The following is a 22,100-nucleotide window of genomic DNA, read 5'->3' on the forward strand; positions in this document are numbered from 1 at the left end:
AGAGAAGTGAAGTGACGCGGAGTTAGCGGGCCGCGGCGGCGACGCGCTCCATCTCCTCTTTCTGGCCGACGGAGTACGTCTGGACGTCGTACTCGGCGGCGCGGACGAGCTCGTCGGCGAGCGCTTCGGACGCCGACGTCTTCGACTTGAAGGAGGCGCTCTGGACGCCTTCCGCGATGAACTTCAGGGCCTGGTCGACGCGGCGCTGGGGCGCGACGTCGACGGCCTTCGGGACGGAGATGCCACCGTACTTGAGGCGGACGGTCTCCTCGCGGGGTGCGGCGTTCTCGACGGCCTCGACGAGAATCTGGACCGGACTCTCCTCGACGCGCTCGTCGATCTCGTCGAACGCCTCGCGGACGATCTTGAGCGACTGCTGCTTCTTACCGGTGTTCTCACCGGACTGCATCAGACGGTTCGCGAGTCGCTCGACCACGCTGAGTTCGGACTTCTTGAACTGCTTGTTCGCGTGGCGGCCCATCGTGTGCGCGATGGGCGTGACGTTGATGTAACGACGCGTGCTGGGGTCGGAGTAGGAGACCTCGGAGACGTCCCACTTGCCGAAGAGGTCGGCGGCGCTGCCTTCCTCGCTACCGGCGGGCGTCTCGGGTTCGGGTGCTTCGCTGCTCATTGATTAGCGGACAGGTTTCTCGGCGTTACCGCGGACCAGTTCGATCATCGAGACGCCGTTGACCTTCTCGACTTTGTAGTTGACACCGGAGAGGTCGCCCATGGCGCGACCCTTCGCGCCACCGATACCGGCGATGGTGACCTCGTCGTGCTCGTCGATGAAGGAGATAGCGCCGTCACCGGGACAGAACGCGGTGACCTGCTTCCCGTTCTTGATGAGCTGAACGCGGACACACTTCCGGATTGCGGAGTTGGGCTGCTTCGCTTCGATCCCGACCTTCTCCAGAACGATGCCTCGACCCTGCGGGGCGCCCTCGAGGGGGTCGGACTGCTCACGCAGGCCCCGCTCCCGTCGCGCGTACTCCGAATCGGACCACCGTCGCTGCTGGCGGTCCTTCTTGAGCTTGCGCGCGGCGTACTTGCCGTTTGCCATGTGCCACAATTCTCTAGCGAGGTACTTAAGCCCGGCCTTTTGCTCCGGGCGGATGCGCCCCACTCACACGCTTCAATCGGAGTGTTCGGCGGACGCCGCCCGACCGTCCGTGGCCCCGCCAGCGTCGACGTCGACGGACCCCGCGAGCAGACGCTTCGACGCGGGATTGACGGTGACGCCGGCCTCGTGACTCCGCTCGGCGACGCGGCGGAGGAACGCGTCTTTCACCGCCCAGACGGCGTCGTGGTCCGGATCGGCGACCCAGAGGAGGACGGTGAGCGACACCGTCGACTCGCCGAATCCGGTCGCGATGACCGTCGGCGACGGTTCGTCGAGGACCCGGTCGTCCGCCGCGGCGGCCTCGCGGAGGAGTTCGGTCGCGCGGTCGAGGTCCGCGAGCGCGACCGAGAGTTCCTCGGTGACGCGGTATCGGCCCCGGGCGTAGGGGTTCTGGATGGCGTTGGTCGCCAACTCCGCGTTCGGGACCGTGACGACTTCGTCGGCCGTCGTCCGGACGCGAGTGACGCGGAAGTCGACGGCTTCGACGGACCCGGCCCGGTCGTTCCACTCGATGTAGTCCCCGACGTCGAAGTCCGGGTCCGCGACGAGGAACGCGCCGGCGACGAGGTTCCCGAACACCTCCTGACCGGCGACCCCGACGACCACCGTGATGGCGGCGGCGACGACGGCCGACTTGGTGAGCAGCGAACCGAACCCCGCACCGACCAGTCCGGCCGCGAAGGCGACGACGAGGAGGAACACCTCCGCGTACGACTCGACGGCCGCCACGAGCGCGGGGTTCTCCGGGTTGCGGAGGCGGGACGCACGGACGAGCGATGGGACGACCAGGAGTCGACCGACCGTGTAGACCACCGTCGCGGCGACGAGGAACCCACCGAACCGCGAGAGGTGGCCCTGGTAGGTGAGGAAGAGGTCGACGAGCCATCCCGGGAACGTGAACGACATACACGCTACGGTAACCGGGGAAATCCCGTAAGTAGGTGCGTCCACGCCGTGCGGGAGACGCTCGTGACGTGAACGTACCGGAAACGCGCGAGAGAGAACGGAACGCGAGACGAGAGAACGACCGAGGCGTCTCGGACGCCTCAGGTCAGTTGGATGTCGTCGATGTCGAAGTGGCGCTTCGCCAACTCCTTGGCCGCCTTGATGTTCCGCCCCTCCTTGCCGATGGCGACGCCACGGTCCTCGTGGGCGACCTCGGCGTAGGCGACGGTCTCGTCTTCTTCGCCCATCTCGCTGATGGTCACGTTGTAGACGGCCGCGGGCGAGAGCGCGTTCGCGACGAACCCCTCTGCGGTGGGGGCGTCCTCGACGAGTTCGACGTCACGCCCGAACTCCTCTTCGAGGTGCTGGACGGTCTCGCCACCCTCGCCGATGGCCTTCGGCATCTCGCCGGCCTTCACGACGAAGACGAGGCGGTCGAACTCGTCGTCGACCAGACAGTCGACGGCGGTCGCCTCGGTCTCCTCCTCGAAGGCCCCGATGTACTGACGCGCCTCGTCGGAGAGCGTGACGGTCATGCTCAGTCGGAGGTGCTCGTCGAGGTGCCGGCGGTCGACCCCATGCGGAGGTCGACGTCGCCGGTCCCGAGGCGAATGGGCTTGCCGACGATGACGTTCTCGATGACGCCGTCGAGGTCGTCGGCCTCGCCGTAGATGGCGGCGTCGAGCAGGTGGTTGACGGTGACCTCGAAGGCGGCGCGGGCGAGCACCGAGTCCTTGTTGCCGGAGATACCGTGTCGGCCGATGGACTGGATGGTGCCGTCGTTGGTCATGATGTCGGCGACCAACATCAGGTGACGGATGTTCACGTCACCGAGACCCTGCTCTTCGAGGGTGTTCATCGTCTCCTCGATGACGGCCTCGCGGGCCGCCTCGATGCCGAGACACTTGTTGATCTCGTGGATGTTGTTACACGTCGTCCGCGTCGTGTCGACGCCCTCGATCTTGAGGACCTTCTTCAGCGCGGAGCCTTCGGTGTAGAGGACGAACTCCTCGCCCTCGTCGGTCTGCTCCTTGCGGATGACGACGCGGTCGATGTCCTCGATACCCTTGAAGACGACCTCGCGGAGCTGCTCGACGAGTTGGAGCAGTTCGCGGTAGGACGGCTGCTCGGGACCGAACTGCACGAGGGTCCCGTCCTGGGTGACCTGAACGCCGAGGTTGTCCTGGATGGTGTCGGCGATTTCGCCGGCGATAGCCGTCGTGTCGTCCATGAGCGGCCAGCGCTCCTGGAGCGTGTCCTCGTTGAGGTCGATCTGGACGACCATGTCGGCGACGTTCGTCGAGATGTCACCGAGCGCGAGGATCTTCGTCGCCTCGATGTCCCAGACGACCTCGTGGGCGCGCTCGCGGTCCTCGGCGTACTCCTCTTCGAGGTGGACCGTCATCATCGGGGTGTCCGGGTTCTTCCGGGCGTCCACGAGCTCGATGAGACGCGGGAGGCCCTGCGTGACGTCGATCTCGGCGACGCCCGCGTAGTGGAAGGTGTTCATGGTCATCTGCGTCCCCGGTTCCCCGATGGACTGGGCGCTCACGGTGCCGACGGGGTCGAGCGGCGGGATGCGGGTGTCGACGTAGCGGGACTCGACCGCCTGGGCGATCTCGTCGACCTGCTGGGTCGAGACACCCTCGCGGCTCTCGATTTCGTCGTACACGCGGTCCTTCAGGCGTCGAGGGAGGTCCGTGTCCTCGACGACGGCCTCCATGTCTTCGGTGATTTCGGTCATCGTTCAGTCGTCACTCTCGGCTTCGACTTCGGTCTCGGGCTCCCACGAGCCGGCGCTCTCTCGGGTCCACTTCTCGCCGTGCTCGGAGAGGTTCGTCGGCGGTTCCTTGCGGCCGAGGAAGGCCTCCTTCTCGGCCTCGTCCTCGAACTCCTCTTCGAGGATGCGGTTGGCGATCTGGCCCACGTCGATGCCGCCCTCCTCGCTGGAGGAGACTTCGACCGGCGAGGTGCCGTCCTCGCCGAACTCGAACTGGACGATGGTGTCCGAGGTGTCTCGGACCGTCCCGTCGTACTGCGTCTCGAGTTCGGAGAGGGCGTTGATGAGCCGACGCTGCAGGTAGCCGGACTTCGACGTCCGGACTGCCGTGTCGACGAGACCCTCGCGGCCACCCATCGCGTGGAAGAAGAACTCCTTCGGGGTGAGACCCGACGTGTAGGAGTTCTCGACGAAGCCGTGTGCCTCGGAACTGAGGTCGTTCTCCTCGAAGTGCGAGAGGGTGCGGTCCTCGTAGCCGCGGTTGATGCGCTCGCCCCGAACTGCCTGCTGGCCGACACAGCCGGCCATCTGGGTCAGGTTGAGCATCGACCCACGCGCACCGGACTCGGCCATCACGACGGCCGGGTTGTCGTCGGCGAAGTGGTCCTCCGCGATGTCGCCGGCGGAGTCACGCGCCTTCCCGAGACGCTGCATGATCTTCATCTCCAGCGTCTCGTCGACGGTCCGGCCCGGCAGGCTCTCGAGTTCGCCGTTCTCGTAGGCCTCGATGAGGCGCTGGACCTGGTCGTAGGCCTCCTCGATGCTGTCGTCGATCTGCTGGCGGGCCGCCGGCGGGACGGTCTCGTCGTCGATCCCGATGGAGAACCCGAAGTGCATGATCGAGCGCATCGCCAGCGAGGCGACCTCGTTGACGAAGATGCGCGCGCGAGTCTTCGAGTAGTCCTTCGCGATGGTGTCGACGATCTCGCCACCGAAGCCACCGACCGCGTCCTCGTCGATGGTCCCCTCCTTGTGGACGCCGTCCTCGATGAGGACGGTGTCACCGGCCGAGGAGTGGAACTCGAGGTCGAGACCATCGGGCAGCAACTCGCTGAAGAGCTGGCGACCCGTCCAGTACGGCTCGCCGTTCTCCTCGCCCGCGGGTTCGGGCAACTCGTCGATGCGGGTCTGGCGGAGCAGGTCGAGCGACTGCGCCTCGTTGAAGTGCGGGTTCGTGTTCGTGAGGAGGTACGTCCCGGTGATGTGGTCCTGGATGGCCCCGATGATGTTCTCACCGAAGCGCGGGGAGAGCATCTGCTCCTGGACGCGCATCAGGACGCGGGCCTCCGCACGCGCCTCCTCGTTCTGGAGGGCGTGCATGTTCATCTCGTCGCCGTCGAAGTCGGCGTTGTACGGCGGACAGACGACGGTGTTGAGACGGAACGTCTTGTACGGCATCACGACCACTTCGTGGGCCATGATGGACATCCGGTGGAGCGACGGCTGCCGGTTGAAGATGATGACGTCGCCGTCGATGAGGTGACGCTGGACCTCCCACCCGGGTTCGACGCGCTCGGCGAGTTCCTCGCACACCTTCTCGGTGACGCGGACGCGCCGCCCGTCGGGACGCTTCACGTAGTTGGCGCCGGGGTGGGTCTCGGGCCCGTTGCGGACGTACTGCTTGGCCCGCTCGATGTTCTGCTCGTTGACGACCATCGTCTGGGTCATCTCCGTCGCGACGCGGTCCGGGACGCCGACCTCGTTGAGCGAGAGCGTCGGGTCCGGGGAGATGACGGTACGCGCAGAGAAGTTCACGCGCTTCCCGGAGAGCGAGCCACGGAAGCGACCCTCCTTGCCCTTGAGGCGCTGGGAGAGCGTCTTCAGCGGGCGGCCGGAACGGTGGCGTGCCGGCGGCGTCCCCGAGATCTCGTTGTCCATGAACGTCGTGACGTGGTACTGGAGCAGTTCCCAGAGGTCCTCGATGATGAGCTGGGGCGCACCGGCCTCGCGGTTCTCCATGAACCGCTGGTTGATGCGGATGATGTCGACCAGTTTGTGGGTAAGGTCGTCCTCGGAACGCTGGCCGTTGTCCAGCGTGATGGAGGGACGCGCCGTCACCGGTGGGACCGGCAGGACGGTCAGGATCATCCACTCCGGACGCGAGCGCTCGGAGTCGACGCCGAGCACCTCGATGTCCTCGTCCGGGATGTCCTCGAACCAGTCGCGGATGTCCGAGGGCATCAGTTTGTTCATGTCCTCGGTGGTGAGGTCCGCGTCGACGGCCTTCTCGATGGCCTTGCGGTCCTCCTTGCGCGGGCGGAACTCCCCGGAGAGGATGTCGTTGATGCGGTCGAGTGCGATGTCGGTCTCCTCGGCGAGTTCCTGCGGGGAGATACCCGACTCCGCTTCGCCCTCGCCGGGCTGCATCGCGGCGGCGATGCGCTCGGAGTAGTCCGAGGCCAGCACTTGCTGGACCTCGTAGTAGGTGGTGGGCTTCTCGTGTTTGACGTCGTACTGGACCTCACCACAGTGCGGACAGTTCGACTTCTTGCGGGCCTCCCGGATGGCGGCCTTCGTGACGTCGGAGATGTCCTGGCGGAGCGACCTCGTCTCCTCGATGTCCTCGCGGTACTCCTCTTTTTCCTCCTCGGTGAGGAGAAGCTTGTGACACTCGCGACACGTCCCGCGCAGGAGGCGTCGGATGAGCTTCGAGAAGCCGACGTGGATGACCGGCGCGGCGAGTTCGATGTGGCCGAAGTGGCCGTTACACGACCCCGAGCGGGCCCCACACGTCTTGCACTCCAGGCCGGGGTCGATGACGCCCAGCCGCGGGTCCATCAGCCCCATGTCGATGGGGAAGCCGTCGTCGTCGTAGGTGTCGGCCGTGATGACCTTCGTGGCACTCATCTCGCGATACTCCTCGGGGTCCATCAGCCCGAAACTGATTTCGCCGATCTCCTTGGGACTCTGACCTGCTGACATGGTTTAGACTGCGTCCTCCAGTTCGAGTCGCGGCGCGATACCGAGCGCCTTCATCTCGTCGAGCAGGAGCTTGAACGCGTAGCTCATCTCGATCTCGTGGACGTCGGTCTCCTCCCCGCAGTTGGGACAGTAGACACGACGCTGTTCGTAGTTCTCGACGGCGGTCATCCCACACTGGCCACAGATGGGGACGTGCTCCTGGTCGGACGACTCCAGGAGCCGTTCTTTGAGGACCATCGCGGCGCCGTGGCCGATGACGGTGTCACGCTCCATCTCACCCAGTCGAAGGCCACCCTCGCGGGCGCGACCCTCGGTGGGCTGGCGCGTGAGCACCTGCACGGGACCCTTCGAGCGGGCGTGCATCTTGTTCGAGACCATGTGGTAGAGCTTGTGGTAGAAGATGGCCCCGACGAAGATCTCCGCCTCGATCTTCTCACCCGAGACGCCGGAGTAGAGGGTCTCCTTCCCGTTGGACTGGAAACCGCCCTCTTCGAGCATCTCGGCGATCTCGTCTTCGCCCTCGCCGGTGAACGGCGTCCCGTCGACGGAGCGGCCCTCCATGGCGCCGGCCTTGCCCCCGAGCATCTCGAGGACGTGGCCGACGGTCATGCGCGAAGGCAGCGCGTGCGGGTTCAGGACGAGGTCCGGGACGACGCCCTCCTGCGTGAAGGGCATGTCCTCGTGGGGCGCGAGGTGGCCCACGACACCCTTCTGACCGTGGCGGGACGCGAACTTGTCGCCGAGTTCCGGGATACGCTCGTCGCGCACGGAGACTTTGGCGAGTTTCGAGCCGTCTTCACCCTCCATGAGGGTGACCGTGTCGACGACGCCGTCCTCTCCGGAGCGCATCGTGACGGACGTCTCACGCCGCTGCTGCGGGGAGAGACCACCCATCTCGTCGGGCTCTTCGAGGAACCGCGGCGGCGAGGTTTTCCCGAGCAGGACGGAGTTCTCGTCGACCCGCGTCTCGGGGTTGACGAGGCCGTCCTCGTCGAGGTGCTTGTAGGCGTCTTCGCCGCGACCGCCGCGGACGTCGTCGCCCGGAATCTCGAAGCGGTCCTCCTGGCCACCGGGGTAGCGCCGTTCTTCGCCCTCGTAGGTACGGAAGAAGTGCGAGCGGGAGAGACCGCGCTCGACGGACGCCTTGTTCATGACGAGTGCGTCCTCGATGTTGAACCCCTCGTAGGACATGACGGCGACGACGAAGTTCTGCCCGGCCGGGCGGTTGTCGTAGCCGATCTGCTCGGTCGTCTGCGTCCGCACCATCGCGGACTGCGGGTAGTGCAGGAGGTGCTGGCGCGTGTCGGGACGGATGCGGTAGTTCGCCGCCGGGAGACCCAGCGACTGCTTCATCATCCCTGCCCCCATGGTGATACGCGGCGAGGCGTTGTGCTCGGGGTACGGAATCATCCCGGCACCGATACCGAAGATGAGTTGCGGGTCGATCTCGAGGTGCGTGTGGTTCTCGGTGATGTCCTCACGGTCGACGGCGACGAGGATGTCCTCCTCTTCTTCGGCGTCGATGAACTCGACCTTCCCGTCGTCGACGAGGTCCTCGAACTCCATGTCGCCGTCGCGGACGGCCTCGATCTCTTCTTCGGTGACGAGCGTCTCGCCGTCCTCGACGACGAGGAGCGGCCGGCGGGCGCGCCCCGCGTCGGCGTTGACGATGACTTCGCCGGTGCGGTCCTTGACGGAGACGTTCACCATCTCGGAGATGTCACCGCGGCGTCGTGCCTCCCGAATCTGTTCGGCGAGCTCGTCCGGGTTCGGATGGGTGCCGACGAGGCTGCCGTTGACGTATACTTTGGCTTCGCGTGACTGACTCATTGATTAATCGTCTGCAGAGATTCCTTCGGTGCTGATACCGGGAACACCCTCGACCCCCATCGAGGAGAGTTCCTGTTTCAGGTCCTGTTCGTCGTCGACGTGCTGTGAGAGCTCCATCGCCTGCGCGAAGTTCTTCACGAGCCCACAGTTCGGACCCTCCGGCGTCTCGGAGGGGCAGATGCGACCCCACTGGGTCGCGTGGAGGTCACGCGCCTCGAAGTGGGGCTGGCTGCGCGAGAGGGGGCTGCGAAGGCGGCGCAGGTGGGAGAGCACGCCCATGTGGTCCGTCCGGTCGACGAGCTGGCTCACGCCGGAGCGGCCGCCGACCCAGTTCCCCGTCGCGATGGGGTGTTCGAGTCGCTCGGTCAACACGTCGGAGCGGACGACGGTGTTGACGGTCAGCTCGCGGTTGCGCATGTTCGCGCGTTCGAGCTGGTACTTCACGTCGCGTGCGAGCTTGTTCAGCGCCGTCCGGAAGAGGTCCCGCATCAGGTCGCCGGACACCTTCAGGCGCTTGTTGGAGTAGTGGTCCTTGTCGTCGGATTCGCGGCGCTGGAGCGCGAGTTCGAAACACGCCTCGGCCATCCGACAGAGGTAGTACGCCTTGTTGATACGCGTCTCCTCGTCCGGGACGCCCTCCTCGTGGAGGTGCGGGAGGAGATAGCGGTCGATGACGTAGTTGGCACGCTTCAGCTGGTAGTTCTTTCCCTGGCCGGAGGCGACGCGCTTCCCGAGCTTCTCGATGGCTTCCTGCTCGGTCTGGACCTCGGCCTCCTCCAGGTTCTCGAGCATGAACTTCACGATCTCGGGGTCCTCGGAGACCCGGTGGACGATCTCCTCGTCCGACTCGAGACCGAGGGCGCGCACGAGCGTTACGAAGTTGATGCTTCCCGAGACGCTCGGGAACGACACCTCGAGGATGCCCGAGCGGTTGCGCTCGACGAGCACGAGGGCGCGGTAGCCACGCCGCTGGGAGAAGGTCTTGGCGACCTGAATCTCGTCGCCGTACTTCTCGTCGTACTCGGCGAGAATCTTGTTCGGTGCGAGGTCCTCGCTCGTCATGAGGACGCGCTCGGAGCCGTTGACGATGAAGTAGCCACCGGGGTCGGCGGGGTCCTCACCGATGTCGATGAGCTCCTCGTCGGAGAAGTCCGCGATGTTACACTTGTCCGAGCCGACCATGATGGGCATCCGGCCCACCTTGGTCTCGGTGGTGTCGAGGACCTTCTCCTCTTCTTCCTCGCCGCCGCGAACGATGCTCATCTCCATGAACACCGGTGCGGCGTAGGTGATGTTGCGGAGGCGGGCTTCCTGCGGGTAGAGGAGTTCCTCGGAGCCGTCGGCTTCGCGGACCCGCGGCGTCAGCACGCGGACGTCGCCGAGTTCGACCCAGACGGGTTCCTCGTCCTCCTTGTCGCCGATGTCGGTCTCGATCTGACCCTTCTCGGAGACGACTTCCTGCATCCCGCGTTCGAGGAACGCGTTGTACGAGCGGAAGTGGTGTTCTGCGAGCCGTTCCTTCGAGAAGTACGCTTTCGAGAGCGCGCGTCGATTGTCCCGTTCCATCTTAGTTATTCGATGACTAGCCGGTACACAATTGCTTTATCAGTTGTTCGAGAGTCCCGGACGATCTTCACTACGTCGCCGGGCTCCGCGTCGTCTGGGAGGGCAGGGTCCCGCCGCTTGATCTTCGGTAGGTCGGTACGACCGATGTCGTATTCGTCCAGAACGTCCTCGACTTCCGATTCGTCGAGGAGGGTGTGCTCTGGGACGAGTTCGTGATCAGTTACGTCGTCTACCATGGCTCCTCCGGGGTGGGGGTAGAAGTGGCTCTCACGAGATACTACAGGACAATTCACACGGAGTTCATTTAACTCTTGCCAACTCGGCCTCTCAGTGTGTCGTTGTAGCGTGTGTGGCGTAATTTGGCACGGGAGCGTCGAGAAGAAAGCCTTATGAGTAGTAGTCGATTACGAATGAGTGCAGCAAGCCCGGGTGGTGTAGTGGCCCATCATACGACCCTGTCACGGTCGTGACGCGGGTTCAAATCCCGCCTCGGGCGTCCTCCGATTCCACGTTCGGAGTGTTGCTGTATCTTGTCAGCCCGGGTGGTGTAGTGGCCCATCATACGACCCTGTCACGGTCGTGACGCGGGTTCAAATCCCGCCTCGGGCGCTCTTCGTTTCGAATAGTGTAACGTCTCCCGTCCTCGAGTTTCGACTCCCAGACGAACGTTTCTATAGTACCAATTAGAAATAATTACTCACTTTTGGGATAGAGAGTTGGTCAAGGGCGGTATCGATCGCAGTTGTAAGCTCGTCAAGTGAGTCAAAGAAGCAGTTGCTCAGAGATGCTTGGAGCTGTCTCCAGCACTCCTCAACAGGGTTTAGCTCCGGCGAGTACGACGGCAACGTCACGAAATCAAGGCCGTCACGGCCCGTTAGGTCCTTGACGGCCGACTGGAAATACGACGCTCCATCGAGGACGATAAGCAGGTCTTCCTCAAACTCTTCGTATAATGCTAAAATGAAATGTTTCGCGTGCTCGGCCGTGACGTACTCAGTAAATCGGGAGAAGAAGCGATCACCGTCTTCGGTGATCGCGCCCAATAAACACGTCCACTCGCGTTGTCCAGAGAGTTCAACGGAAGGCCGCGTGCCGCACGGAAACCACGCGGCACGCGGCTCAACTTGCACGGATTTCTTGGTTTGATCGATACAGACTACGGTGGCGTCCATCTCCCGCCGCTTTTTTTGAGCTCTTCGTGGAACTCCTCTCGTTCATCTTCGTCGGCTTCGGCGGCTGTCCGGCGTGGTTTTTGATAGCTCAATCCCGTTTCTTTCAACAGCCGCCGACAGCTGGGGATTGAGTACTCAACATCGAAGGTGTCCGCAAGAAATTCCTGGGCGAGCGCCGGCGTCCACGCCGGCGCGTCAATCCCAACCTCCTCGGGAGGATCGTGGACAGCGTCTTCAAACTTTTGTTGCTGTGATTCTGAGAGTTTCCGCTTTCTCCCAGTTCGTTTATCATCAGTAACGGCGTGCTCAAGCGACTCGTCGGTGTCGAGTCGCTTGAGCCAACTGTAGATCGTTCGACGACCGGTATCATGCCATTCAGCTAGCTCGGTCTGCGTGACACCGTTTTTGTACGCAATCGCCGCTAACAGCCGTTTTGTCGGCTTCTTCCCATCCACGTTGTCAAGGGCCTCTTGGAGTTCTTCGACAGAGATCTCGTCAAGGTGGTCCATTACGTACTATCATAGTATCCGTGCGGAAAGTTCTAACGACTACTATAGGTTACTCACTGCGTAGTCTCCCACGTGTCGAAAAACTCGAAGGATAGAGGAGACGAGACGGAGGTCCGAGTGCTCCACGAACTCGTCGCGAACGGGCATCAAGTCTCGATACCGTTCGGAGACAACAGCAAGTACGACCTCGTCGTCGACGACGGTGATCGCTTCTACCGTATCCAGTGCAAGACCGGGTGGGTAGCCGACGAGGGTGTGCTTCAATTCAACACGCACTCACAGACGACACGTGATGGAGCGTATCACGAGACGGGCTACGAGGGGGAGATAGACGCCTTTGTCGTTCGGTATCCGGAAGAGGACACGCTCTACTGGATACCGATAGCCGACGCGACCAGTCGTAAGATGCGGCTCCGCTTCGACGCCGAGATCGACCACCCCTCGATCAACTGGGCGGCCGACTACGAGTTCGACGGAACCCTCCCAGGGTCACGGTCGAAAGCCGCCGAGTGAGAAAGCGCCTTCCTCGGCGGCGACGCGAATTGGCAGCGTGCTTCGCCCGATCGCGGTCGGGGTGACGATCTGGCAGTCCGTCTCTCACCGTCGGCGGTGTCGGCTACCGGACGACGGGACACCGATTCGACGTCGGTTGGCGTGCGGTCCCCGTTCAGCGCACGATGCATTTCGTGGTACGTACCCACACACCTTCAATGCTGTGGCACACTGTACCACGGGCGAGGAGTGACCGGACAGTCACGAGAGTCACGGGAGCGTCGCGGGTACGGCGGGTCCAGCCGTACGTGCGAAAGAAGAGACGAGAGTCGGTGTCGGCGCGGTTACTCGGCGGAGATGACGTCGTCGATGCGGACGATCATCGTCGCGGCCTCGGTCGCGGACTCGACGGCCTCGCGCTTCACCTCGGCGGGGTCGAGGATGCCGTGTTCGACCGGGTCGGCGATCCGGCCGTTCTCGCCCTCGGCGATGATGCCCGCGCGGCCGCCGTCGTTGGCGGCGCGCAGGTCGACCAGTGCGTCGATGGGGTCCATGCCCGTGTTCTCCGCGAGCGTTCGCGGGAGGGAGTCGACGGCGTCGGCGAACGCCTCGACGGCGAGCTGCTTGCGCCCGGAGATACCCGAGGCGGCGTCGCGGAGTGCGCTGGAGACGATGATCTCCGTCGCGCCGGCGCCCGGTACGACCTCCTGGTCGTTGACGGCGGCGACGACGACGTCGATGCCGTCCTGAATGGCGCGTTCGAGCTCCTCGAGGACGTGGTCGGTGCCACCGCGGACGAACAGCGTGACGATCTGGGTGGCGGCGCCGCCCTCGACGAAGACGAGTTCCTCGCCCTCGATGGTGTCGAGGTGGACGCGCTCGGCGTTGCCGAGTTCGTCGTCCTCGATGTTCGTCACGTCGCCGATGCGGGTCGCACCGGTCGAGCGGAGGATGGAGGAGAGGTCGTCGTCACCGACGTTCTCGAAGGCCAGGATACCCTCGGCGGCGAGGCGGGAGGCGACACCGTCGGCGACGTCGCCCGCGCAGAAGACGACGTCGACACCGGCGTCGGCGAGCGCCTGGGCCTGCTCGGCGAGCGTCGACTCCTCGGCCTCGACGGCCTGGTTGAACTGGTCGGCACTCGTGATGTTGTACTCGGCGTCGAAGGCGGACTCGCGCTGTGCGAGGTCGACGTCGACGACGGCGACGGTCGGGTCTTCGACGTCGGTGGGCATGTCCTCACGGACCGGTTCGACGTCGCCGACGAACCCACGGACGAGTTCCGTCGCGGTGGAACTCTGACCGGGTTTGGCGAGGACGGAGACGTCGGCCGCGGTGACGGCGCCGTCCTGTTCGACCTGCCGGACGGCGTCGACGATCTCCTTCGCGAGGCGCCCGGCGGTGACGCCGCCGGTCCCCTTACCGGTCATGCTGGACTCGGCGACAGAGACGAGCGTCTCGTCGTCGATTTCGCCCTCGAGGACCGCGTCGGCGATAGCGTCGAGTGCGATCTGCTCGGCGTCGTTGTACCCCTCGGCGATGGTGGTCGGGTGGATGTCCTGTTCGAGGAGTCCCTCGGCCTCGGCGAGGAGTTTGCCCGCGAGGACGGACGCGGTGGTCGTCCCGTCACCGACGTCGGCCTCCTGGGCCTGTGCGACCTCGACGAGCATCTGGGCCGCGGGGTGCTCGATGTCCATCTCCTCGAGGATGGTCGCGCCGTCGTTCGTGATGGTGACGTCGCCACCGGAGGAGACGAGCATCTTGTCCATCCCCTTCGGGCCGAGCGTCGTGCGGACCGACTCCGCGATGGCCTTCGCGGCGTTGATGTTCGACTGCTGTGCGTCCTCTCCGGACGTCCGCTCGGAGTCCTCTCCGAGAATGAGCATCGGACGTCCGCCCATACGTTGTTGCGCCATGTCGGAAGAGGATTGGATTGTAGTTCTATAAAAACCTTCGGTACGTGCGGCTCACTCGCACAGTCGTTGGAGGGGGAGTCGGTGACGGCGAGACGGCCCTCGACGTAGACCCCACCCCCGACTAGCAGGAACCTATTTCCACTGGGCAGTGGTATCTGGCAGCATGGTCGACAGCGTCACGAAGCCGACGCCGATGCACAACGTCCCGGAGATCAGCGCCGTCGGGTGGATACTCGCCATCAGCATCGCCCTCCTGTTCTTGCCGCTGTGGCCCTTCGTCGCGCTGTTGTGGCTCGTCGCGAAGGCGACCGGCGCCACGGACGAGAACGAGTTGGCCTACACGCCCGGCGAGTACAGCGAGAGCGAGGAGTAGTACGGTTCTCCGTCGCGACTACGCCATCCCTTTGAGTCGGCTGTCTCGGAGTACCGACTTCAAGACGACGCTCGTGTCCTGGACGAGACGGTGTTCGAGGTAACTCCCCTGGCCGCGGCCGCCGCCGGTACGCGTCGACTCGACGACGCCGAGGAACGCCTGCTCCTTGAGGAGTTCGTAGACGCGGTGTTCGCCGAGGACGTTCGCGTCGATCTGCTCGCAGACCTGCGTGTAGTGGTCGTAGATTCGGCTGGTCGAGAACTCCTCTTCGGGGTTCTCCTCGGTGAGGCGGGCCAGCGAGTAGAGGATGAACTTCACCTGCGTCGTCGACCCACGGAGGAGTTCCTCGAAGCGGTCGACCTCGGCCCACTCCTGGGCGTCGCGGACGTGGCTCTCGGACACCTGCTCGTCGTCGCGCCGTTCGGCGAGTTCGCCCGCGTGGCGGAGAATCTCGATGGCCTTGCGTGCGTCGCCGTGTTCCTGGGCGGCGAAGGCGGCGGTGAGCGGGACGACGTCCTCGGTGAGCGCGCCCTCGCGGAAGGCGTCGCGTCGGTGGTTCATGATGTCCCGCAGTTGGTTGGCGTCGTAGGGCTGGAAGACGAACTCCTCCTCGCGGAGACTCGACTTGACGCGCTCGTTGAGGCGGTCGCGGTACTCGATCTTGTTCGAGATACCGACGACGCCGAGGTGGCAGTTCACCTTCCCGGACTCGCGTGCGCGCGAGAGTTGCATCAGGACGTCGTCGTCGTCGAGCCGGTCGACCTCGTCGAGGATGATGACGACCGCTTCGTAGCAGGTGTCGAGGATCTCCCAGAGGTAGTCGTAGTACTCACCGCTCCCGATGCCCGCGCGGGGGACGGAGAGACCGGTCTCCGCCTCGTCGTTGAGCGTCCGCGTAGTGGTGCGGGCGACCCGCGTCTGCGTGTTGTGCTGGGCGCAGTCGACGTACACGGTCCCGACGTCGACGTCCTGCGCCTCGGCGGCACGGCGCGCGCGCTCGGTGACGTGTTTCGCGACGAGGGACTTGCCCGTCCCGGTCTTCCCGTAGATCATCACGTTGTTGGGTGGTTCGGCCTGGACGACGGGGCGGAGTTCGGTCGCGACCGCCTCGATCTCGGCGTCGCGTCCGACGATGCGCCCGCTCTCGGGGACGTGGCCGACCTTCAGGAGTTCCTTGCGTTCGAAGATATCGTGTGTCGTCCCCTCCTCGTCCAGACTGAACAGCGGGTCGGAAGACGGGTCCTCGACCGGGTCGTCGAGGTCGGAGAGCGACGAAGACTCGTCGGGCATCTACGCTCAAGGGTAGGAGCGGCCGGCGACAAATATCTGCCCATCCTCGTCCAGAGTGTATCCCGCCTCGACTCGGCCTCGACGACCCGGCTACCGCCGTCTCGTCGGTCACCACACGCGGCCGGGACCAGAGTGAACTGCACTGGTCCGGACCCACACCCCCGAACCAGAGTGTATCGACGCCCACCCGTCGGTAGGACTCGCTGGGGTTGCGTCGATCGAGCCCACGCACCCCTCGTCCAGAGTGAAAGGACGGGTGACGGCGGCGGCACGGCGGTTCCAGTATCGTCGGGGCGGGGGACGGCCCGCAGTCGACACACACCCCTCGTCCAGAGTGAAAACTCGCGAGCGGGGTTCGACGAGTGGCGTGCGGCGGCGGGCGTGGACACCAGTGGCGACAGACACACCCCTCGTCCAGAGTGAAAGTGCGCGAGGTGGGACAGTACGACGACGGGGGAGGAGGAGACGAGGACTGGACAGGCATCGAGTCGATCCCACCAAATCGACCGGCCCACCCGAGTCGACCGAGTCGACCGACCCTCTCCGAGATGGGCGAGACCCGCGTCGCTCGCCATCGCTCGACGGACGTCCCGTTCGTCGAGCTAGTCGAAGACGTAAGCTAGTGAACAGTTACCGCCACTCCAGTATAAAACCACTAGATATCCTACGCGTAACCTATCCCGAGCGCCCCCGTCGCTCCGAGACCACCCACCCCCACTCCGGCGTTACACTCTGGACGAGGGGTGTGTGTCGCGACCGATTCGACAACCGAATCGGCGACAAAGCATATACTTCCCCTCCTGAAAGGTAGAACCGATGTCACAGTCCTCCACTTCGGTCGACACCTCCCGGTCCGTCTTCGAGACGCTCGTCGGTACCTCTTGTCACTTCTGCGACGACGGGCGACTCGCCCGCGACGAGTACAAAGGCAACGACGCGGTCGTCTGTGACGCCTGCGAGACGCCCGCGGTCCAGAGCTGGTAGCACGAATCCCCCGCCGACCGTCGATTCTCTCACCCGCTGAACTCTACTTTCCGTCTACACGTCGAGGTCGGGCAGTCCGCCTTCGATCTCCTCGCGACGGTCTTCGAGCCACTCGGGGAGCACCAACCGTTCGCCGAGTTCGTCCAGGTCCTCGTCGACGGTGTACCCCGGTTCCTTCGTCGCGAACTCGAAGAGGACGCCGCCGTGTTCGCGGGCGTAGACCGACTCGAACCACTTGCGGTCGATGATCTCCGTCGGCCGGAGTCCCTCCGCCTGGAGGACGTCGCGCCACTCCGCCTGTTCGTCCGCGGTCACCTGGAAAGCGACGTGGTGGACGGTCCCGGCTCCGGGCTGTCCGCGCGGCGCGTGCGGGTCTTCGAGGAGGTCGACGACGTACCCCAACTCGCCGCTCGACTCGTAGCGCGTCCGGTCGTTCGCCGACGCCGTCTCGCTGAACCCCATCGTCTCCAGCAGGTTCGCCGTCGGTTCGGCGCTCTCGAGCGTGAGGGTCACGCCGAAGAAGCCACGGATCGTGTGCTCGTCGGGGACCGGACTCTCGGGGAGGTTCGGGTCCGGGACGTCTTCGCGAGCGACCAACTCCAGCCCGAGTCCGTCGGGGTCTTCGAAGGGAATCACGGTGTCGCCGAATCGCTCGTGGGTCTCCCCACGTTCCACGCCCGCGTCGTCGAGTCGGTCGGTCCAGAAGTCGACCGACCCCGCGGGAATCAGGAACGCGACGTCGGTGGCCTGCCCCTGTCCGGCCTGCCCGCGGCGGGCGTCCGTGTAGGGGAAGAACGTCATACTCGTCCCGGGACTGCCCTCGTGGTCGGCGTAGAACAGGTGGTACACCGAGACGTCGTCCTGGTTGACGCTCTGTTTGACGAGGCGGAGACCGAGCGTCTCCGTGTAGAACTCGTAGTTTCGCGACGGGTCGCTCCCGATGGCCGTGACGTGGTGGATTCCAGGAATCGGCGTCGGCATACACGACGGTTCAGCCGCGACGTGGAAAACTGTGGGGGCAAGTCGGTCACCCGTGGCCGGACAGCGACCGACGACACCGACGCTGTCCGATGTCGAGGAACTCCCGACCGAGAACGACCGGTCGGCGCTTCGTCCATATCTACGCCTTGTCGCGAGAACTACTTAAACGAACGACCGGGGCGCACCCGCGGAGTGTACGAGTCGGGAGTGAACTTATGCCACGGTACGCCGAAGAGGGACCCATGTACGACAGGGTGCTCGTGGCGATCGACGGCGACGAGGGTTCGGAAACGGTACTCGACCACGCGCTCACCATCGCCGAGAACCACGGTGCGGAGATCTACGCGCTCTACGTCGTCGACCGGCGGGTGTACGCCTCGGCGTTCGACGAGGGACCGTCCTCGCGAAAGGACGAACTCCGCGAAGAGGGAGAAGACGCCGTCGGGACGGTGAAGGCGCGGGCGGCCGAGCGAGGACTCGACGCGACGACCGCCGTCCGCGACGGCGACCCGACGAAGGTCGTCCCCGCGTACGCCGACGAGGTCGACGCCGACCTCTTGGTCGTCGGGAGCCACGGGAAGACACCGCGCGAGAAGGTCCAGGGACTCGGCAGCGTCTCGGAGGCCGTCGTGAAGTCCACCGACCGGGCCGTCCTCGTCGTCGGCGTCGGCAGCGGACGCGGCGCCGACCGCGACGCCGGCGAAGAAGCCGACGAGGAGGCCGACGAGTAGGCACGGGCCGGCGGACCCGCAGGCAACCGGCGTGGGCCCGCTGGCAAGTGTCCGAATCCGAACCGCGACAGAAGACATATCCACCTCTTCTCACAACCTCTGGTCGTGTCACGGTACCGCCCCCTGATCGTCGCCCTCGTCTGCGTCCTCGCCCTCTCGCTCGCCGCCGCGACGGTGACCAACCCCGTCAGCACCGGCGGTGGACCGGGACTCGGCACGGGCGACGGTGGCGTCGGGAGTGGCGGCGAATTCGGCGTCGACACCGGCAACCGGTCCGACCGTGGGGTGGGCGGCGCGGGTGGGTTCGACCCGATCGACATCTGCCTCCCCATCCTGACGTCGACCTGGTTCGGACTGGGCGCCGTCCTCGTCCTCGTCGTCACGTGGGTACTCCTCGCCCGACGAGTGGGTGGCTTCGTCGCGACGGCAGTCCTCCTGCCCGTCGTCCTGGTCGGCCTGCTCGTCCACGCCCTCCTCACGAACTGCGGGTCCTCGCTCGACCTCTCACGGCCGGGCAGTGCTTTCGACCTCCCGAACCAGACCGGACTCCCCGGTGGTGGGGGCGGTCTCGGCGAGGGGACGGCGACGGCGGCGACCGTCCCGACAGTCCTCTTGTTCCTCGCGGCCGTCGCCATCGTCGGACTCGGCGTCGTCCTCGTCCGTGCGTCGGCCGACGACACGGCCGAGGGTGAGGAACCCGAACCCGACGTCGAACCGGAGTCCGAAGCCGACCTCGGCGCCGTCGGGTCGGCAGCGGGTGACGCCGCGGACCGTATCGAGGCCAGCGCGGGCGTCGAGAACGAGGTGTTCCGGGCCTGGCGCGAGATGACCGACCACCTCGACGTCCGGAATCCACGGAGCACCACACCCGCGGAGTTCGCCGACGCCGCCCGCGAGGCCGGGATGGACGAGGCCCACGTCGCCGAACTCACCGATCTCTTCCGCGAGGTGCGATACGGCGACGCCGACCCGAGTCCCGAACGAGAGGAACGCGCCCTCGACGCTCTCCGGGCCATCGAGGCGGCGTACGGCGATGCAGGCTCCGAGGCGGCCGACGGGCCGGCCGACGACGAATCCGACGCGAACGGAGGTGTGAGGTAGTGGTCCGTCGTGCAGTCGCCGTCGGTGTCGCGGTCGTCACGGTCGGTATCCTCCTCGCAGTCGCACCGGAGGTGGCCGCGACGCTCGGACTCGACCTCCCGACGCTCTCCATCGTCCTCGTGGGACTCGTCTGTCTGCTGCTCGCGTACCTCGGCGTCCAGTCGCGGCGACGGACGTCGTTCACCTATACGGACGTCCCCGAAGTCGAGACGCGGCGGTCATTCGACCGTCCGGGGAGCGACTTCACGTCGGACCTCGACGCCGTCTGTCGGAACCCGCGTGCCGGCCGGTGGCGCGAACGCGTCCACGACCGACTCCACGAGGCGGCGATCGACGCGCTCACGGCGGAGGGTAACTCCGAATCGCGGGCCGCCGACCGTCTCGCGAGCGGCGAGTGGACCGACGACCCGGACGCCGCGGCGTTCTTCGCGACGAACCCGCGGACGCGTACCTGGTGCGAGCGCGCTCGCACTCTCGTCAGCGACGAGCCAATGTTCGTCCGGCGGGCGCGTCGCGTCGTCGCCGTTCTCAACCGACGGACCGACGAACCGACGGCGGGCCCCGAACCGGGTGAGTCCGAGTGAAGCGCCACGAGACCGACCGCTGGCGTGGCGTCACCGCCGTCGTCTTCCTCGCCGCCGCCGTCGGCGTCCTCGTCCGCTCGCCCGCCCCGCTCCTCGTCGGTGTCGTCGCCGTCGCCGTCGCGGGGTACGCCGCGTTCGCGGGCGGCCGGCCACCCGAACCCACACTCACGGTCGAACGCGAGGTGTCCGAGACCGACCCGGATTCCGGCGAGGACGTCACGGTCACCGTCACGGTCCACAACGAGGGTGAGTTCCTCCCGGACGTCCGGGTCGTCGACGGTGTCCCCGAACCACTGAACGTCGTCGACGGCTCCCCTCGCCACGCCACCGCGCTACGTTCCGGCCGTCACGCGACGTTCTCCTACACGGTCGAGGCAGTTCGCGGCGAACACACCTTCGACGACGCCACAGTCCTCGTCCGGGACGTCGCGGGGACGACCGAAACCGAAGTCGCCGTCGGTCCCGACGCGGAGACGACCGTCCGCTGCCTCCCAATGCTGGCGTCCCTCGACCGCTTCCCGCTCCGTGGACAGGCGAGCGAGCGGGTCGGACGCATCGCCGCCGGTGTGGGGAGCGGCACGGAGTTCCACGCCACCCGCGAGTACCGGCCGGGTGACCCGCTGGCCCGCATCGACTGGAACCGGATGGCGCGCTCGGGCGACCTCGCTACCGTCGAGTTCCGCGAGGAGCAGTCCGCGCCCGTGGTCGTCCTGGTCGACACCCGAGTGCAGGTGTACGTCGACGACTCCCGCGGGGTCTCGGCGGTCGACCACGCCGTCCACGCGGCCGGCGGCGTCGTGTCGGCGCTCCTCGACGCGGGCGACCGTGTTGGCGTCGCCGGATTCGGGCCGCGGTGGACCTACCTCGCACCGTCGCTCGGCCGCGACCACCGACACCGTGTACGCGAGACGCTCGCGACCGGGGCGGCCTTCGCGCCGACGCCTCCCGAGGAACAGTTCCTCCCGACCGTCCACCGGCGACGCCTCCGAAAGCGCCTGCCGAGCGGCGCGCAACTCGTCTGCTGTACGCCGCTGGTCGACGACTACGTGGTCACGACCTGCCGGCGGTTCGAAGCGCACGGCTACCCGGTGACCGTCGTCAGCCCGGACGTGACCGGGGGAGACGATCCGGGCGCCACACTCGCCCGCGTCGAGCGCCGGCAACGCGTCCGCGAACTGCGCGGGTCGGGCGTCCCGGTCGTCGACTGGAACCCGACCGACCCACTGGTGCTCGCCGTCCGGGCGGCCGAACGGGGGTGGCGCAACCGATGAGCGAGTCGGAGCGTTGGCCACCCGACCGACCCGAGAGCGAGTTCGACGACCGGCCGGCGCGGACGAGCGCACTCCTCGCGGTCGCCGCGGCGACGCTGGCGACGATTGCGACGGTCGTCGTCCCGCTCCTCGTCCCGGTCGCCAGCGTCGGAACACTCGCGCTCGCAGTCGGGGTGTTCCTCGGTCGCCGTCGGCTGGTCACGGGCGGTGCGGTACTCGTGCTCCTCGCTCACCTCGCAGGCGGTCTCTTCGGTGTCGATCCGCTCTGGCCGCTCGCCGGGGCCGCCGCGACGTTCGTCGCGTGGGACTGCGGGGAGTACGCCGTCGGTCTCGGGGAACAGGTGGGACGCGACGCACGCACGCGACAGGCCGAACTCACACACGCCGCCGCGAGTTCGCTCGTCGCGGTGCTCGCCGTCACCGTCGGCTACGGCGGGTACTGGGCTGGCGTAGGCGGCAGGCCGGTCGTCGCACTCGTCCTGTTGCTCGTCGGCGCGGTCGTGCTGGCCCGGTCGCTCTCCCCCTCCTGA

General features: G+C 66.0%; 22 protein-coding genes and 2 tRNA genes. 11 read left to right on the plus strand and 13 right to left on the minus strand.

Annotated features, from left to right (window positions below; all coding sequences use genetic code 11):
* Positions 1 to 22 precede the first annotated feature (22 nt).
* The 9 genes from P0Y33_RS10490 to P0Y33_RS10530 all read right to left on the minus strand — a co-directional run bounded on the left by P0Y33_RS10490 (position 23) and on the right by P0Y33_RS10530 (position 10,402).
* Positions 23 to 631 (minus strand): 30S ribosomal protein S7, encoded by a 609-nt coding sequence (locus tag P0Y33_RS10490; protein WP_279527359.1) that lies wholly within the window; start codon positions 629 to 631, stop codon positions 23 to 25.
* A gap of 3 nt (positions 632 to 634) precedes the next feature.
* On the minus strand, positions 635 to 1,063 hold the full coding sequence (locus P0Y33_RS10495) for a 30S ribosomal protein S12 (RefSeq protein WP_279527360.1): 429 nt from the start codon (positions 1,061 to 1,063) through the stop codon (positions 635 to 637).
* 72 nt (positions 1,064 to 1,135) lie between these two features.
* On the minus strand, positions 1,136 to 2,029 hold the full coding sequence (locus P0Y33_RS10500; RefSeq protein ID WP_279527361.1) for a mechanosensitive ion channel family protein: 894 nt from the start codon (positions 2,027 to 2,029) through the stop codon (positions 1,136 to 1,138).
* A 140-nt stretch (positions 2,030 to 2,169) separates the two neighbouring features.
* Positions 2,170 to 2,604, minus strand: coding sequence for a NusA-like transcription termination signal-binding factor (locus P0Y33_RS10505; protein ID WP_279527362.1), 435 nt, complete (start codon positions 2,602 to 2,604; stop codon positions 2,170 to 2,172).
* 2 nt (positions 2,605 to 2,606) lie between these two features.
* On the minus strand, positions 2,607 to 3,812 hold the full coding sequence (rpoA2, locus tag P0Y33_RS10510) for a DNA-directed RNA polymerase subunit A'' (protein ID WP_279527363.1): 1,206 nt from the start codon (positions 3,810 to 3,812) through the stop codon (positions 2,607 to 2,609).
* A gap of 3 nt (positions 3,813 to 3,815) precedes the next feature.
* Positions 3,816 to 6,770, minus strand: a complete 2,955-nt coding sequence (locus P0Y33_RS10515) for a DNA-directed RNA polymerase subunit A' (RefSeq protein ID WP_279527364.1) — start codon at positions 6,768 to 6,770, stop codon at positions 3,816 to 3,818.
* 3 nt (positions 6,771 to 6,773) lie between these two features.
* Complete coding sequence (gene rpoB / locus P0Y33_RS10520; protein ID WP_279527365.1) at positions 6,774 to 8,600, minus strand: DNA-directed RNA polymerase subunit B; 1,827 nt, start codon at positions 8,598 to 8,600, stop codon at positions 6,774 to 6,776.
* A gap of 3 nt (positions 8,601 to 8,603) precedes the next feature.
* Positions 8,604 to 10,166, minus strand: coding sequence for a DNA-directed RNA polymerase subunit B'' (locus tag P0Y33_RS10525; protein WP_279527366.1), 1,563 nt, complete (start codon positions 10,164 to 10,166; stop codon positions 8,604 to 8,606).
* Between the two features lie 5 nt (positions 10,167 to 10,171).
* Positions 10,172 to 10,402, minus strand: coding sequence for a DNA-directed RNA polymerase subunit H (locus P0Y33_RS10530; protein WP_279527367.1), 231 nt, complete (start codon positions 10,400 to 10,402; stop codon positions 10,172 to 10,174).
* A 187-nt stretch (positions 10,403 to 10,589) separates the two neighbouring features.
* Here P0Y33_RS10530 and P0Y33_RS10535 point away from each other — a divergent pair.
* Both P0Y33_RS10535 and P0Y33_RS10540 read left to right on the plus strand, forming a co-directional pair.
* Positions 10,590 to 10,662, plus strand: a tRNA-Asp gene (locus P0Y33_RS10535).
* Between the two features lie 40 nt (positions 10,663 to 10,702).
* Positions 10,703 to 10,775 (plus strand) — tRNA-Asp (locus P0Y33_RS10540).
* Between the two features lie 74 nt (positions 10,776 to 10,849).
* On the opposite strand, the gene P0Y33_RS10545 is transcribed toward P0Y33_RS10540, so the two are convergent.
* Positions 10,850 to 11,847, minus strand: a protein-coding gene (locus tag P0Y33_RS10545; RefSeq protein WP_279527368.1) for an IS630 family transposase whose coding sequence is annotated in 2 segments (ribosomal slippage) — positions 10,850 to 11,355 and positions 11,355 to 11,847 — 999 coding nt in all. Because the reading frame shifts where the segments join, the coding sequence is not laid out codon by codon here.
* Positions 11,848 to 11,919: 72 nt separating this feature from the next.
* Between P0Y33_RS10545 and P0Y33_RS10550 the strand changes: the two genes are divergently transcribed.
* On the plus strand, positions 11,920 to 12,360 hold the full coding sequence (locus P0Y33_RS10550) for a group I intron-associated PD-(D/E)XK endonuclease (RefSeq protein WP_279527369.1): 441 nt from the start codon (positions 11,920 to 11,922) through the stop codon (positions 12,358 to 12,360).
* Positions 12,361 to 12,683: 323 nt separating this feature from the next.
* Here the strand turns inward: P0Y33_RS10550 and thsA are convergent, their stop codons facing one another.
* Positions 12,684 to 14,255 carry a thermosome subunit alpha gene (gene thsA, locus P0Y33_RS10555; RefSeq protein WP_279527370.1) on the minus strand — a complete coding sequence of 524 codons (1,572 nt, stop codon included), beginning with the start codon at positions 14,253 to 14,255 and terminating at the stop codon, positions 12,684 to 12,686.
* A gap of 163 nt (positions 14,256 to 14,418) precedes the next feature.
* Here thsA and P0Y33_RS10560 point away from each other — a divergent pair, with 163 nt between their 5' ends.
* A complete protein-coding gene (locus P0Y33_RS10560; RefSeq protein WP_279527371.1) occupies positions 14,419 to 14,628 on the plus strand; it encodes a DUF7535 family protein in 210 nt (69 codons plus the stop codon).
* Between the two features lie 18 nt (positions 14,629 to 14,646).
* On the opposite strand, the gene P0Y33_RS10565 is transcribed toward P0Y33_RS10560, so the two are convergent.
* Complete coding sequence (locus P0Y33_RS10565) at positions 14,647 to 15,918, minus strand: orc1/cdc6 family replication initiation protein (protein ID WP_279527372.1); 1,272 nt, start codon at positions 15,916 to 15,918, stop codon at positions 14,647 to 14,649.
* 434 nt (positions 15,919 to 16,352) lie between these two features.
* On the opposite strand from P0Y33_RS10565, the gene P0Y33_RS10570 reads away from it, so the two are divergent.
* A complete protein-coding gene (locus P0Y33_RS10570; protein ID WP_279527373.1) occupies positions 16,353 to 16,541 on the plus strand; it encodes a hypothetical protein in 189 nt (62 codons plus the stop codon).
* A 193-nt stretch (positions 16,542 to 16,734) separates the two neighbouring features.
* Positions 16,735 to 16,902, plus strand: coding sequence for an HVO_A0556 family zinc finger protein (locus tag P0Y33_RS10575; RefSeq protein WP_279527374.1), 168 nt, complete (start codon positions 16,735 to 16,737; stop codon positions 16,900 to 16,902).
* Positions 16,903 to 16,956: 54 nt separating this feature from the next.
* Here P0Y33_RS10575 and P0Y33_RS10580 read toward each other — a convergent pair whose 3' ends face one another.
* Positions 16,957 to 17,883, minus strand: a complete 927-nt coding sequence (locus P0Y33_RS10580; RefSeq protein WP_279527375.1) for a ring-cleaving dioxygenase — start codon at positions 17,881 to 17,883, stop codon at positions 16,957 to 16,959.
* Positions 17,884 to 18,098: 215 nt separating this feature from the next.
* Here P0Y33_RS10580 and P0Y33_RS10585 point away from each other — a divergent pair, with 215 nt between their 5' ends.
* The 5 genes from P0Y33_RS10585 (at position 18,099) to P0Y33_RS10605 (ending at position 22,100) form a co-directional block, all read left to right on the plus strand.
* A complete protein-coding gene (locus P0Y33_RS10585) occupies positions 18,099 to 18,614 on the plus strand; it encodes a universal stress protein (RefSeq protein WP_279527376.1) in 516 nt (171 codons plus the stop codon).
* A 105-nt stretch (positions 18,615 to 18,719) separates the two neighbouring features.
* Positions 18,720 to 19,715: a DUF4129 domain-containing protein gene (locus P0Y33_RS10590; RefSeq protein ID WP_279527377.1), complete on the plus strand. Its 996-nt coding sequence runs from the start codon at positions 18,720 to 18,722 to the stop codon at positions 19,713 to 19,715.
* Complete coding sequence (locus tag P0Y33_RS10595; RefSeq protein ID WP_279527378.1) at positions 19,715 to 20,299, plus strand: DUF7269 family protein; 585 nt, start codon at positions 19,715 to 19,717, stop codon at positions 20,297 to 20,299. Before P0Y33_RS10590 ends, P0Y33_RS10595 begins: the two co-directional genes overlap by 1 nt.
* Positions 20,296 to 21,570 carry a DUF58 domain-containing protein gene (locus P0Y33_RS10600; protein ID WP_279527379.1) on the plus strand — a complete coding sequence of 425 codons (1,275 nt, stop codon included), beginning with the start codon at positions 20,296 to 20,298 and terminating at the stop codon, positions 21,568 to 21,570. Before P0Y33_RS10595 ends, P0Y33_RS10600 begins: the two co-directional genes overlap by 4 nt.
* The gene (locus tag P0Y33_RS10605; RefSeq protein ID WP_279527380.1) at positions 21,567 to 22,100 is read left to right on the plus strand and encodes a DUF7519 family protein; all 534 of its coding nucleotides are present in this window, start codon (positions 21,567 to 21,569) and stop codon (positions 22,098 to 22,100) included. The genes P0Y33_RS10600 and P0Y33_RS10605 overlap by 4 nt, the downstream gene beginning before the upstream one ends.

This window comes from Halospeciosus flavus, from assembly GCF_029814175.1.
GTDB lineage: Archaea > Halobacteriota > Halobacteria > Halobacteriales > Halobacteriaceae > Halospeciosus > Halospeciosus flavus.